Here is a 15,669-nt window from a genome sequence, read left to right as displayed (position 1 = left end):
TTGTTTTTGGAATTGTATCCGTATTATTTTTTTACTTTTTTCAACAAAGAGTATTTTTTTTACAGAATGTACTATTTATTAGTTGACTTCCGCTGGAAACCATTGTCAAATAGTTAAAAAATCCGTGGTCTTGAATTGCAAATTATTGTGTGATTCATCCTTTAAAATCGACTTTTAAAGTAGTTTAAACACGATATTTAAAAAAATCCTATACTTTTGCCGACATAAACAAATTGGATATGGCAAAGAATTTAGTAATAGTGGAGTCTCCTGCAAAGGCCAAAACAATCGAAAAATTTCTCGGAAGTGAGTTTCAAGTGGAGTCAAGTTATGGTCATATAGCCGACTTGCCCTCCAAAGAAATAGGAGTGGATGTGGCTAATGGTTTTAAACCGAAATATGAAGTTTCGTCCGATAAAAAGGCCTTGGTGAGTAAGCTTCGAACACTTTCTAAAAATGCCGAAACGGTTTGGTTGGCAAGTGATGAGGACCGCGAAGGAGAAGCTATATCTTGGCATTTGGCAGAAGAATTAAAATTGGATGCTAAAAAAACCAAACGTATTGTTTTTCATGAAATTACTAAAAACGCTATCTTAAAGGCGATAGATAATCCAAGAGAAATAGATTATAATTTAGTTAATGCCCAACAAGCGCGTCGTGTTTTGGATCGTTTGGTAGGGTATGAGCTTTCACCAGTCTTATGGCGAAAAATAAAAGGAGGACTATCGGCAGGCCGTGTTCAGTCAGTAGCTGTGCGCTTGATCGTGGAGCGCGAACGAGAAATTCAAAATTTTGTTCCTGTAGCGAGTTATTCGGTTTCGGCTGAATTTGTTAATGAGGCAGGGAAAATGGTCAAAGCCAAATTGCCCAAAAACTTTGCTACCAAAGAGGAAGCGTTAGCTTTTTTGAATCAAAATGCCAATTCTACTTATAAAGTAGGTGATTTAGAAACAAAACCTACCAAAAAATCACCTGCGGCACCTTTTACTACTTCAACCTTACAACAGGAAGCCGCTCGGAAACTGTATTTGCCAGTGGGAATAACGATGCAATTGGCGCAACGATTATATGAGGCGGGGTTAATCACTTATATGAGAACCGATAGTGTAAATCTTTCCAAAGAGGCAATGGAAGCGGCTCAAGCCGAAATTGTAAAATCCTACGGTAAAGAATTTTCAAAACCGAGAACTTTTACCAATAAAAGCAAAGGAGCTCAAGAAGCTCACGAAGCCATCCGTCCAACCGATATGTCCTTGCATACGGTTAATGTAGATAGAGATCAAGCGCGTTTGTATGATTTGATCTGGAAAAGAACTTTGGCTTCACAAATGAGTGATGCCGAATTGGAACGAACTAATGTTAAGATAGAAGCTAATAATCATTCAGAAATATTTGTGGCTTCGGGAGAAGTTTTGCTTTTTGAAGGCTTTTTGAAAGTTTATCTTGAAGGCAGTGATGAAGACGAAGAAGAGCAAGAAGGAATGTTGCCTGCTTTAAAGGTGAATGAAGCATTGTCTAACTCTTATATAACGGCTACTGAGCGCTATTCAAGGCCTTCGGCACGATACACTGAGGCATCTTTGGTTAAAAAGTTAGAAGAATTGGGGATAGGTAGACCTTCTACTTATGCGCCAACAATTTCTACCATTATCAATAGAAATTATATCGAGAAAGGTACACTTGAGGGACAAGAGCGCAAATATACTCAGCTGACACTCAAAGCGGCAAAAATTGAAGAAAAAACACTCAAAGAAAACACTGGTTCGGATAAAGGGAAGTTAGTGCCAACAGATATAGGAACGATAGTTACTGATTTTTTAGTTAAGAATTTTGGATCCATATTGGATTATAATTTTACGGCCAAAGTGGAGCAAGATTTTGACGAAATTGCTGAAGGGAACAGAGAGTGGGCCAAGATGATGCAGGAGTTTTATGATAAATTCCACCCTAATGTTAAAGATGTTGAGGCAAATGCCGATAGAGAAAGTGGAGAACGAATTTTAGGTGTTGATCCGCAATCCGGAAAACCAGTTTCTGTTCGATTAGGGAAATTTGGCCCTATGGCACAAATTGGTGATGCTGAGGACGAAGATAAAAAATTTGCCAGTTTGCGCAACGAGCAAAATATAGGCAATATTACTTTAGAAGAAGCTTTGAATTTGTTCTTGTTGCCTAAAAATTTAGGAGTATATCAAGGAGAAGAAGTAGAGGTAAGCAACGGTCGTTTTGGACCTTATGTTAGACATGGAGCCGTTTTTATTTCATTGCCAAAAGGAGAAGATCCGTTGGATGTTACTATAGAAAGAGCAAAGGAGTTGATTGAAGCGAAAGCGCTTGCTGATGCGCCAATTGCAGTCTATAAGGGTGAGAGTGTTCAAAAAGGGACAGGGCGTTTTGGTCCATTTATCAAATGGAACGGCATATTTATCAATGTCTCTAAAAAATTTGATTTTGACAATCTTTCGAAAGAGGATATCGCTTTCTTAATTGAAGATAAACTCCAGAAAAATATAGACAAAGTAATTCATAATTGGGAAGAAGAAGGGATAGTTGTTGAAAAAGCCCGTTGGGGAAGATCGGTAGTTATTAAAGGTAAACTTAAAATTGAATTAGGAAAAGAGGTGGATGCTTCAAAGCTCACCTTGAATGAGGTAAAAGAGTTGATTGCTCAAAAAACGCCCGCAAAGAAAACAACTGCCAAAAAAGCGGCAACCAAAAAAGTAACCACAGCCAAAAAAACCGCGACCAAAAAATAGTAAGCCATGGAATTTGATTTTCTTGTACCTATCAAAGAAGAATTAATTGGTTTTAAAGACCAATTGTCAAAACATCAAATAGGGGGTGTCCTGCAATTGCATACCAATGATGCATTTCCTAATCTTGATCTTGTCAAAATTGCCATAGTAGGAGTTTTGGAAAACAGAGGAAATGTAGATGGGCATTCCAGAGTCGATTTGACTTTGGTAAGAAGATCACTTTATGATTTGCATTTAGGAAATTGGAATATTGGACTAGCTGATTTGGGCGATATTTTAGAAGGGAACACAATAAATGATACCTATTTTGCACTAAAAAAAGTAGTGGCAAGTCTCATTAAAAAAGGAATAGTGCCAATAATAATTGGAGGTTCTCAAGATTTAACTTATGCTTTGTATCGCTCTTTTGATGAACTAGAACAAATGGTAAATTTAGTTACCATAGACAGTAAGTTTGATTTTGGGAAAGAAACTGATGAACTGTCTAGCGATTCCTATTTGACTAAGATGATTTTGGATGCGCCCAATAATTTGTTTAACTATTGTAATATTGGCTATCAAACGTACTATAACTCTCAAGAAGAAATCGATTTGATAGAGAAGTTGTATTTTGATGCCTATAGATTAGGCGAGATTTCAAACAATATAGCGCTTTCTGAGCCTGTATTTCGCGATGCTGATATCGTGAGCTTGGATTTAAAGTCTGTTAAGTCTTCAGATTCTGGCAATTTTTCTTACTTTGTTCCTAATGGTTTTAATGGTAAAGAAATTTGTGCTTTGTCTCGATATGCCGGGATTAGCGACAAAGTTTCGTTATTTGGAATATTCAATCAAGAGAGTTCCGCATCAGAGGCGGTGTTAATTGCTCAAATTATATGGTATTTTTTAGAAGGATATCAATATCGTTCTGGGGAATATCCTTTTGGTACAAAAGACAACTATATCAAGTATATTGTGCCTTTGGATGATGAGGAATTGGTGTTTTTCAAAAGCCATAAAACAGAAAGATGGTGGATCGAAATTCCTTTTTTATCACAAGGCAACAATAAATTAAAAAGAAACACGTTGTTACCCTGTTCTTATGAGGAGTATCTAGGAGCTTGCAACCAAGTGGTACCGGAACGATGGTGGAAGGCACAACGCAAAAATTGTGTTTAAATTAAGTTAAAAAGCAGTTAAAAAAAATATTTATTTGTTTTGTGAAGATATTGTTTATTTGAAAAATAATAAATAGGTTTACAAACTTTAAAAAATGAAATGTTAACCCCCCCAAATTTGTATGAAAAAAGTCATTGTTTTAGCGGCATTTTTAACCTTGTTAATGAGCTGTGGTAAATCAAGCGATAAAGGTGAGTTAGTTGGAGTTAAAGGTGGAAAGTGGCACCCAGAAAAACCTTATGGAATGACATTAATTCCAGGAGGTTCTTTTATAATGGGAAAATCGGAAAACGATGTCGCTGCGGTCGATGATGCCCCAACCAAAACCGTTACCGTGCGTTCATTTTACATGGACGAAACCGAAATCACCAATAGTGAATACCGATCTTTTGTAGAATGGGTAAAAGATTCAACGATTAGAGTGCGTCTAGCTATACTTGCTGATGAAAGTGGCCAAAAAGCAGCAGCAACAGGTAAAGGAAAAAATGCAGGTAGTATTGGCGATTTTGCTTTCAACGATGCTGATCCAGCCAAAATGACTGCCTATGACAAATACATGTATGAAAACTACTATAGTGTAGGTACAGAAGCGGATCCTTATGCTAACAGAAAATTAAATCGTAAAGTAAAACTAATCAAGGATACCAAAAAATACCCAGATGAATATTATGCTGAGGTGATGGATTCAATGTATTTGCCTATCGATCAATCTTATAATGGTTTGCGAACTATCGATGTAAACAAATTGAAGTATAAATACACATGGATGGATATCCAAGCGGCTGCAAAAGCTAAAAAGGGTTCCAGAAAAGATTTTATCAGAACAGAAGAAATCAATGTGTATCCAGATACTACAGTTTGGATCAAAGATTACGCTTATTCTTATAACGAACCTATGCACAACGATTACTTTTGGCATAAAGCTTATGGTGAATATCCTGTAGTTGGTGTGAAATGGACACAAGCAAAAGCTTTCTGTGCTTGGAGAACACAAAACAAAAATACCTACATCAAATCCAAACAGAAAGGAAGAGATTTAATTAACAATTTTAGATTACCCACTGAGGCAGAATGGGAATATTCAGCAAGAGGTGGTCTAGAGTCTGCAACTTACCCTTGGGGAGGACCTTATACTAAAAACGATAGAGGTTGTTTTATGGCTAATTTCAAACCTAGCCGTGGAGATTATGCAGCGGATAATGCTTTGTATACCGTAGAGGCCAAATCCTATGAGCCTAACGGTTATAATCTATACAATATGGCTGGAAACGTAGCTGAGTGGACAAATGATGCTTACGATCCTAACGGATTTGAATACGTATCAACGATGAATCCAAATGTTTCTGATGCTAAAAATAAACGTAAAGTAGTTCGTGGAGGTTCATGGAAAGATGTTGCTTATTTCCTACAAGTAAGCACAAGGGATTTTGAATATGCTGATTCTGCAAGAAGTTTTATTGGTTTCAGAACCGTACAAGATTATATGGGAACCCAAGTAACAGGAAACAAAAGAAAAAAATAAATAAATAAAATAAACCAAATCTAAACAATCAAACCTAAAATCAAATTATTATGGCATTACTAAGTAAAAAAACAATGAATTTCGCTTACGGTATGGGAGCGGCAGTAGTAATTATTGGTGCATTATTCAAAATTACTCACTTTGAAATAGGACCTCTTACTGGTACATTGATGTTGTCAATTGGACTAGTGACCGAAGCTGCTATCTTTGCTTTGTCTGCTTTTGAACCAGTAGAAGAAGAATTGGATTGGACTTTAGTGTATCCTGAATTGGCAAACGGTCAGGCTAAACCAAAAGCTAAAAAAGAAGAGCAAGTAGACGCTCAGGGCATTTTGTCTCAAAAATTAGATGCTATGTTGAAAGAAGCTAAAATTGACTCTGAGTTGATGGCAAGTTTAGGTACAAGTATCAAAAACTTTGAAGGAGCTGCCAAGGCAATTTCTCCAACAGTAGATTCTATTGCTTCAACTAAAAAATACAGCGAAGAGCTTTCAATGGCTGCCGCTCAAATGGAATCTTTGAACAGTTTATATAAAGTACAATTAGAAAGCGCTTCTAGAAATGCGGAAGCTAATAAAGAAATAGCTGAAAATGCTGCTAAATTAAAAGAGCAAATGGCTTCGATGACTGCCAACATCGCATCTTTAAATAATGTATATGGTGGAATGCTTTCTGCAATGAGCAACAAAGGATAATTAGTGATATACTTAATTATTACATTTATTAAAAACTAATTATTCGAGAAAAATGGCAGGAGGAAAATTAACCCCTAGACAGAAGATGATTAACCTGATGTATCTGGTTTTCATCGCAATGTTAGCAATGAACATGTCCAAAGAAGTATTATCTGCTTTTGGATTAATGAATGAAAAATTTGAAAACGCAAATACAGCATCAACTCAAAATAATCAAGCGCTATTAACAGCAATTGATACCAAAGCTGCTGAGGCTAAAGGAGAATTTGCTATTGCTGCTCAAACAGCACACAAGGTAGAAGCAATATCTAAAAACTTTGATGCTTATATAGCTACTTTAAAAGACCAAGTACTTAATGGTTTTACAGCAGAAGAAACTACTGGTAAATTGCCTTACGAAAGTATGGACAAAGGTGATAACATCGACAACTGGTTCATTGGTGAAGGTTACACTGAAAAAGGTAAAGAAATTATTGCGACAATTGAAAAGTACAAAGCTGATATGAAAGCCGCTTTAGGAACAGACAAAAAATATGCTGCTATAGTAGGCGAAATTGATAGTAAATTTAGCGTTGCCGATGTAAAAGATAAAGAAGGAAATGAGATTAAGTTTTTATCTTATCACTTCAAAGGATTTCCAGCGGTGGCTTCTTTGGCTAAATTATCTGCATGGCAAGCTGATGTAAAAAAAGCAGAAACGGATGTTTATAATTCAGCTTTAGGAAAAGCAGCTGTACAAGCAGCTTCTTATAGTAACTATCAAGCAATTGTAGTATTGGATAAAAATGCTTATTTCCAAGGTGAACAAGTAAAAGGTAAAGTGGTTTTAGGTAGATATGATGAAAATACAAAACCTACTTCTTTCCAAGGTCCTGGAAGATTAGAAAATGGTCAAGCGGTAATTTCTCTTACAGCAGGTGGAGTGGGAGAACAAAACATTAATGGACAATTTTCATTCTTAGAAGACGGAAAAACTATTCCTTTGAAATTTTCAGGGAAATATGTTGTAGTGCCAAGACCTAATTCAGCTACGATTTCTGCAGATAAAATGAATGTAGTGTATCGTGGAGTAGTGAACCCAATGTCAATTTCTTTTGCGGGTATTTCTGATAAAGATGTAACTGCATCGGCACCTGGTTTGACTAAAGTGGGTAATGGAAAATACGAAATGAGACCAGGTACTGGATCTGAAGTAGTGATCAATGTATCAGGAAAAATGTCAGATGGTAAAGTGGCCAACGATAAAAAAGTGTATCGTATTAAAGGAATTCCTGGGCCTTCTGGAACAATTCGTGGAGAAATGGGCGTAGTAAAAGGACCAAAATCTAACCTTGAAGTAGCCACTATTGGTGCTAAACTAGTTGACTTTGATTTTGAAGTTGGTTTAGACGTAGTTGGTTTTAACTTCAAGATTGCTGGTCAACCAACGGTGGTTGTATCTGGAAACAAATTGAACGCTCAATGTAAATCTGCTTTAACAAGAGCAGGAAGAGGTGATCAAGTGACCATTTCTGAAATTAAAACAAAATTAGTAGGTGCTGGTAGTTATTTGTTGCCAAGAACTGCACCTGTAATCTTTGAAATTCAATAATAGAGTAGGACGATTGTAACTACTTAAATATTTAAGGACACCATGAAGAATGTAAGAATTTTTATAGTAGCAGTAGTAACCTTTTTAGGGAGTGGATGTGTTTATGCACAATCTAACTTATTAAATGCTAAAACTCCAAGCGAAATAGGTCTTAAAACAGCTGCTCAGTTGATTTCTGATAATGACAAACCTTTAGCTTACGGTTATGTGCATGATCGCGACATTTTGATGGGAAAAACAACTTGGGAAATCATTGATTTAAGTGAAAAAATTAATTTTCCATTGTATTTCCCTATAGATACTGCTAATATTGGTCCAGATCGTCGCTCATTATATGATGTTTTGACCAAAGCTATTAAATCGGGTAAAATTACTGAAGTCTATACCGATAGTTATTTTAATACCAAAAAAGCCTATAAAGATATTCAAGCTTCATTGTCTCGTATTGATACTACTGATGCAGCACGTGAATTGATTAACCAAGATCCAGACGCTTATCGTACTAGAGTAGTTAAGAAAAAAGTGGTAACTGGTACAGGAAAGAATAAAAAAGTAACTTATGTAGATGAAACAGTTGGTCCTACTAAAAGTATTCCAGCAGAGTACATAGTAAAACAAGATCTTACTTCTCAAGATGTTGCTCAATACAAAATCAAAGGGTTTTGGTATTTTGATAAACGTCAAAGTGAGTTGAAATATCGTTTACTTGGTATTTGTCCAGTTACACCTGATGTATTTACCATGAACAATGCCGAAAAGGACTATATCGAATTGTTTTGGATATTCTTCCCTGCTGCTAGAGAAGTATTGCATGAGGCCAAAGCATTTAATGAGAAAAACTCATCTATGCCAATTTCTTTTGATCAAATTTTAAATTCACGTCGATTTAATGCGGTTGTTTATAAAGAAGAAAATGTATACGGAGATCGTTTGATTGAAGAATATATGAAAGACAATTCTCAAAATCAATTGTTGGAATCTGAAAGAATTAAAGAAAAAATCCGCAACTTCGAGCAAGACATGTGGAATTATTAATAGCATCATTATGATTAACTAAAAACTCTTACTTTAAGTAAGAGTTTTTTATTTGGTATTCTTTTTACATCTAAATATGGTAGATTATATAATTGTTGGCGCTGGTCTTGCTGGTATTTCCTTTGCGCAGGTTGCTCTACAGCATCAAAAAAAAATAGTAGTATTTGAGAACGATTCTCAAAACTCTTCCAAAATTGCTGGCGGGCTTTACAATCCTGTGATTCTTAAACGGTTTTCAGAAGTTTGGTGTGCCAAGGAACAACTGCAAGAAATGCATAGTTTTTATGAGGGTTTGCATCAACAATTTAAAATTCAATTGGATACTCCAATGCCCATTTTTAGGAAATTTTTTTCTGTTGAAGAGCAAAATAATTGGTTTGTAGCGGCAGATAAAGCCACTCTAGCACCCTATCTTTCTACCACATTACAATATCCGTCTTTTGAAGGTATTGAAGCTCCGTATGGATATGGTGAGGTGCTGCAAACGGGATACGTAGATACTGCGGCATTGTTGAAGTTGTATCGTCAATATTTGTTTGCAGAGGGTTTCTTGCAGTCGAACACATTTTCTTATGATGATATTCTTTTTACAACCGAAGGTATTTCTTATCAAGGTATACAAGCTAGACACATTATTTTTGCTGAAGGTTTTGGTTTACATCAAAATCCGTTTTTCAACTATTTGCCTTTAGATGGGACAAAAGGAGAATTGTTTATTATAAAAGCACGCAATTTATCCATTGATTGTATTGTAAATACCAGTATTTTTTTGCTACCCTTAGGCGATCACTTATTTAAGGTTGGAGCAACCTATAATTGGAAAGACAAGACAGATCTTCCAACTGCAGAAGGAAGGCTTGAGTTAATTCAAAGAATACAAGAACTTATTCAATGCGATTTTGAAATTGTTGAACACTTGGCCGGAATACGACCAACGGTGAGAGATCGAAGACCTTTGGTTGGTACACACTCATCACATCCACAATTGCATATTTTGAATGGTTTGGGCACTCGAGGAGTAATGATGGGACCAGCTTTAGCCAAATCCTTGTTTCTCCATATAGAAGAACAAGTGCCATTATCTAAAGAAATGCATTGGAGTAGGTTTTTAAAACAAAAGTAAAGTAGGCCTTACTTTTTTGGAGGATTGTATTTTACAAAAAAATTAATATAAAGATTTCTAGATCCTCTTAATACCCAAGGAAAAAGTAATATCAATGTTCCAAAAATCACAAAGAAGGAAGTCTTTAAACTGGTTTTTAAAATAAGAAATGAAACAATAAAAGCGGCAATCCCAACGGCAACATTTAAAGCATAGCTGACATACATAGCCCCATAGAAAAAAGAAGGCTCAATTTGATACCGTAAACCGCAATGACTACAATGCTCGTTCATTTTTAAAATTTTGTTCAAATTCAACGGGTTTGGGTCTTCATACATGCTCTCATTGTGGCATTTCGGACAAGTTCCTGTTAAAATACTATATAGTTTGGATCCTTTTTTTAACATTTGCAAAAATTTTTATAAAAGTACTAATTCCGTATTTTTTTAATGTAACATTTGTCACTTATTATGCTTAATATTCACAATTTATCGGTTGCTTTTGGTGGAACGTATTTGTTTGAGGAAATTACTTTTCGCTTAGGTGCTGGGGATCGGGTAGGACTTGTTGGAAAAAATGGAGCTGGAAAATCTACCTTGCTTAAGATTTTAGCCCGTGATATCACCCCCGATTCAGGAAATATTGCTCTAGAGAAAGAAGTGAAAATTGGTTTTCTTCGCCAAGATATTGATTTTGAAAGCGGACGAACGGTTTTGGAAGAAGCCTATGAAGCATTTACTGAAATCAAAGCGGTTGAAAAGAAATTGGCTGCAATTAATCATGAGTTAGTGACGCGTACAGATTATGAAAGTGAATCTTATGGTCAACTTATTGAAGAATTATCCGATTTAACCCATCGTTTTGAACTTTTAGGGGGATATAATTATGTTGGTGATACCGAGCGAATTCTTTTAGGGTTAGGTTTTAAACGCGAGGTTTTTGATAATCAAACCGATACCTTTTCCGGTGGTTGGCGAATGCGTATCGAGTTGGCTAAGTTGTTACTTCAGTCCAATGATATTTTATTATTAGATGAGCCTACGAATCATCTCGATATCGAAAGTATCATTTGGCTAGAAGGATTTTTACGTAATTTTCCGGGTGTGGTAGTAATTGTATCCCATGATAAGATGTTTTTGGACAATGTAACGAACCGTACCATCGAAATTTCTTTAGGGAAAGCCTATGACTTTAATAAGCCTTACACTCAGTACTTAGCATTGCGTCATGAGATTCGCGAAAAACAATTGGCTACCCAAAAAAATCAAGCCAAAAAAATAGAAGAAACCGAGAAATTGATAGAAAAATTTCGAGCTAAAGCTTCAAAAGCTTCAATGGCACAGTCTCTCATAAAAAAACTTGATAAAATTGAGCGGATTGAAGTGGATGAAGATGATAATTCGGTGATGAGTATTGCTTTTCCTGTTTCAAAAGAACCCGGAAAAGTGGTGGTTGAAGTTGAGCATTTGACAAAAAAATATGGACACAAAACTATATTAAAGGACATTAATCTTTTGGTTGAGCGCGGAAGTAAAATTGCTTTTGTTGGGCAGAATGGTCAGGGTAAGTCTACTATGATTAAAGCGTTAGTTAATGAGTTTGACTATGAAGGAACCATTAAGTTAGGTCACAATGTGCAGCTTGGCTATTTTGCACAGAATCAAGCCGAATATTTAGATGGCGAAATTACCCTCTTAGAGACCATGGAAAATGCGGCCAATGATACCAATCGAATGAAGGTTAGAGACATGTTAGGCGCTTTTTTGTTTAGAGGCGACGATGTGGAAAAAAAGGTTAAAGTACTTTCAGGAGGTGAGCGAAACCGTTTGGCTTTGTGTAAATTATTACTGCAACCCATCAATGTGTTGTTGATGGATGAACCCACTAATCACTTAGACATCAAGTCGAAAAACGTATTGAAAACTGCTCTTCAAAAATTTGAAGGAACTTTGTTGTTAGTATCTCACGATCGTGATTTTTTGCAAGGAATGTCGAATATTGTGTATGAATTCAAGGACCAGAATATTAAAGAATATTTGGGCGATATCAACTTTTTTCTTGAACAACGCAATTTAGAGAATATGCGTGAAGTAGAAAAGAAAGAAACTCAAAAGACAGATCCATCAAAAGAAGGCAACAAGGCAAAGACTTCTTATGAGGACCAGAAAAAAAACAAAGCCTTGTACAATAAACTCAGTAAGATTGAATCTCAAATTGCCCAATTAGAAAAAGACATCCAACACGATGACAAGATGTTGGTTTCTAATTATGATAAACACATCGAAGATGCTAATTTCTTCATAGCATATAACAAAAAGAAAGAAGAATTAGAGCAATTATTAATGGATTGGGAACAAGTGCAAGAAGCAATAGATCAGTTGTAGGATTTAATATTAAAACCTTTTTTTACCATTTTGGCTTGGTCTTTATTTCTAAGTCTTAGGGCTTTTATACTCAAGTCATGCATTATTTTTTGCTTTCTATCTTTTCCATTTTTTGGAATAACTTCCAATTTTTAAAAAAAAAACTATTTTTTTTATTTCATAACAAAAAAAATTATGCTTTTGAAATGATGACTTGAAGTTTTTCTTTTACTTTCCTTTTTCCTTGATTTATAAGTGTTTTTTAGTGTTTTTACTTTAGTATAATAATGTTGTTAAATTATTTTTTACTTCTATTGATAGGTGTATTTCTTTTTTAAGTTGGATTCAACTTTACACTGGCTAGTTTTTTGTAACTATTTTATAATCATAATTATAGATTATGGTAAATGAACACGTTTTTATAACAATTGCTATCTTTTTGATTAGTTTTATTAACAAGAAAAAAAACATGTTTATTGAAATACAAAATCATTTTGTCATATTTTTTGTGCATAAAATTTCAATGTAATTAATAGATTTTATACTCAAGATGCATTTCGTCGATATAATTATGCATTTAATCGATTTTTTACTTAAAAGTCTAATAATAATTATGTTATGATAAAAATACTGTTAAATTTGCTATTTAAAAAAGTTGTTTTTTGTAGTACTAATTCTACGTATATATTCTTGTTTAGAGTTAAGGTAATGGTTGGTTTTTTCTCCAATTTTTTTTTAAAAATAGCCTTTAGTATTACTTTAAAAAAAAACTTATCAACAAATTTGAATCGCAATTTATTTATGATTAAAAAATTTACCCCACATTATTTTAATGCTTTTGGTTTATTCAACTTTAGCGTAAATAAAATTTTCTTCTTATTTTTTTTGATTTTCTGTACTCAATCAATTTTTTCTCAGTACTCGACCAAACATTATATTGCTGCTGCACCCTGGGATTATTCTTCTAATGCCAATGAGTTTATTGTGTCCTCAGCTTCAGGAACGGCTAGTGTAACGATAACAAAGAGTGATGGTACAGCTATAACAACTTTAAGTGTAACTTCTGGTACACCAGTTGCTTTTAGACCTACTGGTGATCCAGCAACAAAACCAGCCAATGCCATTAATACAAAATATAATGATAGAGGTTTAATATTTACCAGTACTTTACCAGTTGCTGTATCTGTTAGGAATGTAGAAAGTGATGCAGTAAATGGGGGAAATCCAGATAGAATAAAAGGGAATTCCTCATTGTCTAGCTATGGTAATGAAGCAATTGGTTCATCCTTTAGAGTAGGGTATTACCGTTCTAATTTTGCGGGGTTATACAATTATAGCGGGGCTGCTTCTGCACCAGTTTATTCCGTTATGGCAATCGATAACAACACAGTAGTTTCGGTTAACGGATCTACTTTGGTTACCCTAAATGCTGGCCAATCGTATCTTTTTCAATCTGCTATAGGTTCTTTGGTAACAGCTTCTAAACCTGTTGTGATGAATTCAGGTCAGTGGAGGGATCAAGCACCTGCTTGTGGAGATGCTGTATTAAATCAAATTCCTCCAGTTCGTGTTTTAGGGACTAATTATTTAGTAGTTAGAGGTAATGGAACTTCAAAAGGTACTAGTACCAACCTTAATTTTCCTGAACAAACTATATTTATTGCAACTGAAGATAATACTACGGTTGTAGTAAATACTGTAGACACTTCTGGAGCTATTACAGCTACTAACACGTATACTTTAGCTACAGCGGGTAGCTTTCAAAGTATTTTTCATGGAATAGACGGTGTTAGATATTCAGCGTCTGTTATTTCATCGGATAAGAAAATTATGGTTTACTCTGGAACTGCTGAAGGTTGTGAGGTGGATATGGCTTGTGTAGCTCCGGTTAGTTCTTGTACTGGATCGTTTAGAGTAGAAACTAAAAAATTTACTCGTTACAATAACAACGATTTACCATATTTTGGTTATGTATTGATAAATAGTGCGACAGAAAAAGTTTTCATGAATAGTACAGATCTTGAAACAATTGCTGGGACAAGAAGACAAATAGGAACTTCTGGTTTTTATTTGATTGATTTTACCAATACTCAGTTATCGAATCCTACAAATCTTGTATTTACTTCGGCAGTACGAATGAGTGTTAGTATGGTGCAACAAGGAGGTGGTTTTTCCATGGCATCTTATCTGTCATCTTACAATGATAATTCTACTCAGCAAAATCCTCCAACGCTTAATGGAGCGGGTTGTGTAACGGCATTAACTGCTGAACCTGGTTTGGCGCCTTATCAATGGTATTTGAATGATGTTTTAATACCTGGAGCTACTAGTCAAACTTATGTTCCTACTGAAACAGGTTCTTATTCGGTAGCAGGAACAAAAGCTTGTGGGTTATCAGTTGCTTCAACTCCTTATCAAGTAAATTGTATTCCAATCGATGCAGTTAATGATGGCAGTTTAGCTTCACCATTTGCAACAGTAATTTCGGGATCTACTCTAGCTACTTCTGTTAAAGCTAATGATCTCTTGGACGGAATTGCAGTGACAAGCTCAAATACAACTGTGACACCTAAAACACAAGGTCCACTAAAAATTAATGCTGCAGGTATTATTACTGTTGAATCTGGGACAGTTAATGGAGTTTATCCAATAGAATATGAATTATGTTCTACAGGTGTAACTCCAACTATTTGTGATAAAGCGACAGCTTATGTAAGAGTTACTGTTTTACCTGGTTCAATTACAGCAAATCAAACTATATGTAGTGGAGGTAATCCAGCCGCATTTACAAGTGCTGTCTCTGCAACAGGTGTTGGGACTATCACTTATAGATGGGAAAGTTCTGTTAGTCCATTTAGTACATGGACTGCAATATCTGGAGGTACTTCGGAAACCTACGATGTCCCAGCGGGTTTAAATGCAACGACTAGATACCGTAGGATTGCAATCACAACATTAGGAGAGTCAGATCCAACTCCTTTTGTCACAGTAACTGTTACGCCTTTGAATACTATTGCAGCAGGATCAAATCAAACAGTTTGTATTAATAGTCTAATTACTAATATAACCTTAGCCACGACAGGAGCAACAGGAGCAACTTTTTCTGGTTTGCCAACTGGTGTTTCTGGAGCTTGGTCTGGAAATGTAGTTACTATTAGCGGTATTCCCTCGGTTGCTGGAACCTTCAATTATACAGTAAACACTACTGGTGGTTGTACTCCAGCCTCTACTTCTGGCATAATTACAGTTAATCCTAGACCCACTCAACCCACAGTTACAGTAACCGCAGCTACTTGCGCATCAGCGGCTAGCAATGTACTGAGTGTTTACGATGCCAACTTGACCTATACGTCCACACCATCAGGATTGATAGTTGGCGCATCAGGTGTTATCACAGGTGGTATCGATGGAACCTCATATACAATCACAGCAACAAATGCTTCTAAT

The 15,669-nt window shown here is 35.5% G+C and carries 9 protein-coding genes and 1 pseudogene; 9 read left to right on the top strand and 1 reads right to left on the bottom strand.

Features of this window, described 5'->3' with window-relative positions:
• The first annotated feature begins 239 nt into the window (after positions 1 to 239).
• The 7 genes from topA (at position 240) to ACZIX2_RS00020 (ending at position 9,880) form a co-directional block, all read left to right on the top strand.
• Positions 240 to 2,756 carry a type I DNA topoisomerase gene (gene topA / locus ACZIX2_RS00050; protein WP_463338030.1) on the top strand — a complete coding sequence of 839 codons (2,517 nt, stop codon included), beginning with the start codon at positions 240 to 242 and terminating at the stop codon, positions 2,754 to 2,756.
• Between the two features lie 6 nt (positions 2,757 to 2,762).
• Positions 2,763 to 3,914: a formimidoylglutamase gene (locus tag ACZIX2_RS00045; protein WP_463338029.1), complete on the top strand. Its 1,152-nt coding sequence runs from the start codon at positions 2,763 to 2,765 to the stop codon at positions 3,912 to 3,914.
• A gap of 121 nt (positions 3,915 to 4,035) precedes the next feature.
• The gene (porK, locus tag ACZIX2_RS00040; RefSeq protein ID WP_463338028.1) at positions 4,036 to 5,436 is read left to right on the top strand and encodes a T9SS ring complex lipoprotein PorK/GldK; all 1,401 of its coding nucleotides are present in this window, start codon (positions 4,036 to 4,038) and stop codon (positions 5,434 to 5,436) included.
• 50 nt (positions 5,437 to 5,486) lie between these two features.
• Positions 5,487 to 6,131: a type IX secretion system motor protein PorL/GldL gene (gene porL / locus ACZIX2_RS00035; RefSeq protein ID WP_463338027.1), complete on the top strand. Its 645-nt coding sequence runs from the start codon at positions 5,487 to 5,489 to the stop codon at positions 6,129 to 6,131.
• A gap of 52 nt (positions 6,132 to 6,183) precedes the next feature.
• Positions 6,184 to 7,722, top strand: coding sequence for a type IX secretion system motor protein PorM/GldM (gene porM, locus ACZIX2_RS00030; RefSeq protein WP_463338026.1), 1,539 nt, complete (start codon positions 6,184 to 6,186; stop codon positions 7,720 to 7,722).
• Positions 7,723 to 7,764: 42 nt separating this feature from the next.
• A complete protein-coding gene (porN, locus tag ACZIX2_RS00025) occupies positions 7,765 to 8,757 on the top strand; it encodes a type IX secretion system ring subunit PorN/GldN (RefSeq protein ID WP_463338025.1) in 993 nt (330 codons plus the stop codon).
• Between the two features lie 76 nt (positions 8,758 to 8,833).
• Positions 8,834 to 9,880, top strand: a complete 1,047-nt coding sequence (locus ACZIX2_RS00020) for an NAD(P)/FAD-dependent oxidoreductase (protein ID WP_463338024.1) — start codon at positions 8,834 to 8,836, stop codon at positions 9,878 to 9,880.
• A gap of 8 nt (positions 9,881 to 9,888) precedes the next feature.
• On the opposite strand, the gene ACZIX2_RS00015 is transcribed toward ACZIX2_RS00020, so the two are convergent.
• A complete protein-coding gene (locus ACZIX2_RS00015; RefSeq protein ID WP_463338023.1) occupies positions 9,889 to 10,266 on the bottom strand; it encodes a DUF983 domain-containing protein in 378 nt (125 codons plus the stop codon).
• Between the two features lie 63 nt (positions 10,267 to 10,329).
• On the opposite strand from ACZIX2_RS00015, the gene ACZIX2_RS00010 reads away from it, so the two are divergent.
• Complete coding sequence (locus ACZIX2_RS00010; RefSeq protein ID WP_463338022.1) at positions 10,330 to 12,243, top strand: ABC-F family ATP-binding cassette domain-containing protein; 1,914 nt, start codon at positions 10,330 to 10,332, stop codon at positions 12,241 to 12,243.
• 780 nt (positions 12,244 to 13,023) lie between these two features.
• Positions 13,024 to 15,669 (top strand): annotated as a pseudogene (locus ACZIX2_RS00005) (hypothetical protein); the annotation flags it as partial.

It is taken from the genome of Flavobacterium riviphilum, assembly GCF_055231795.1.
The sequence above is the reverse complement of the archived record's forward strand: the minus strand, read 5'-3'. Positions and strand labels throughout refer to the sequence as shown.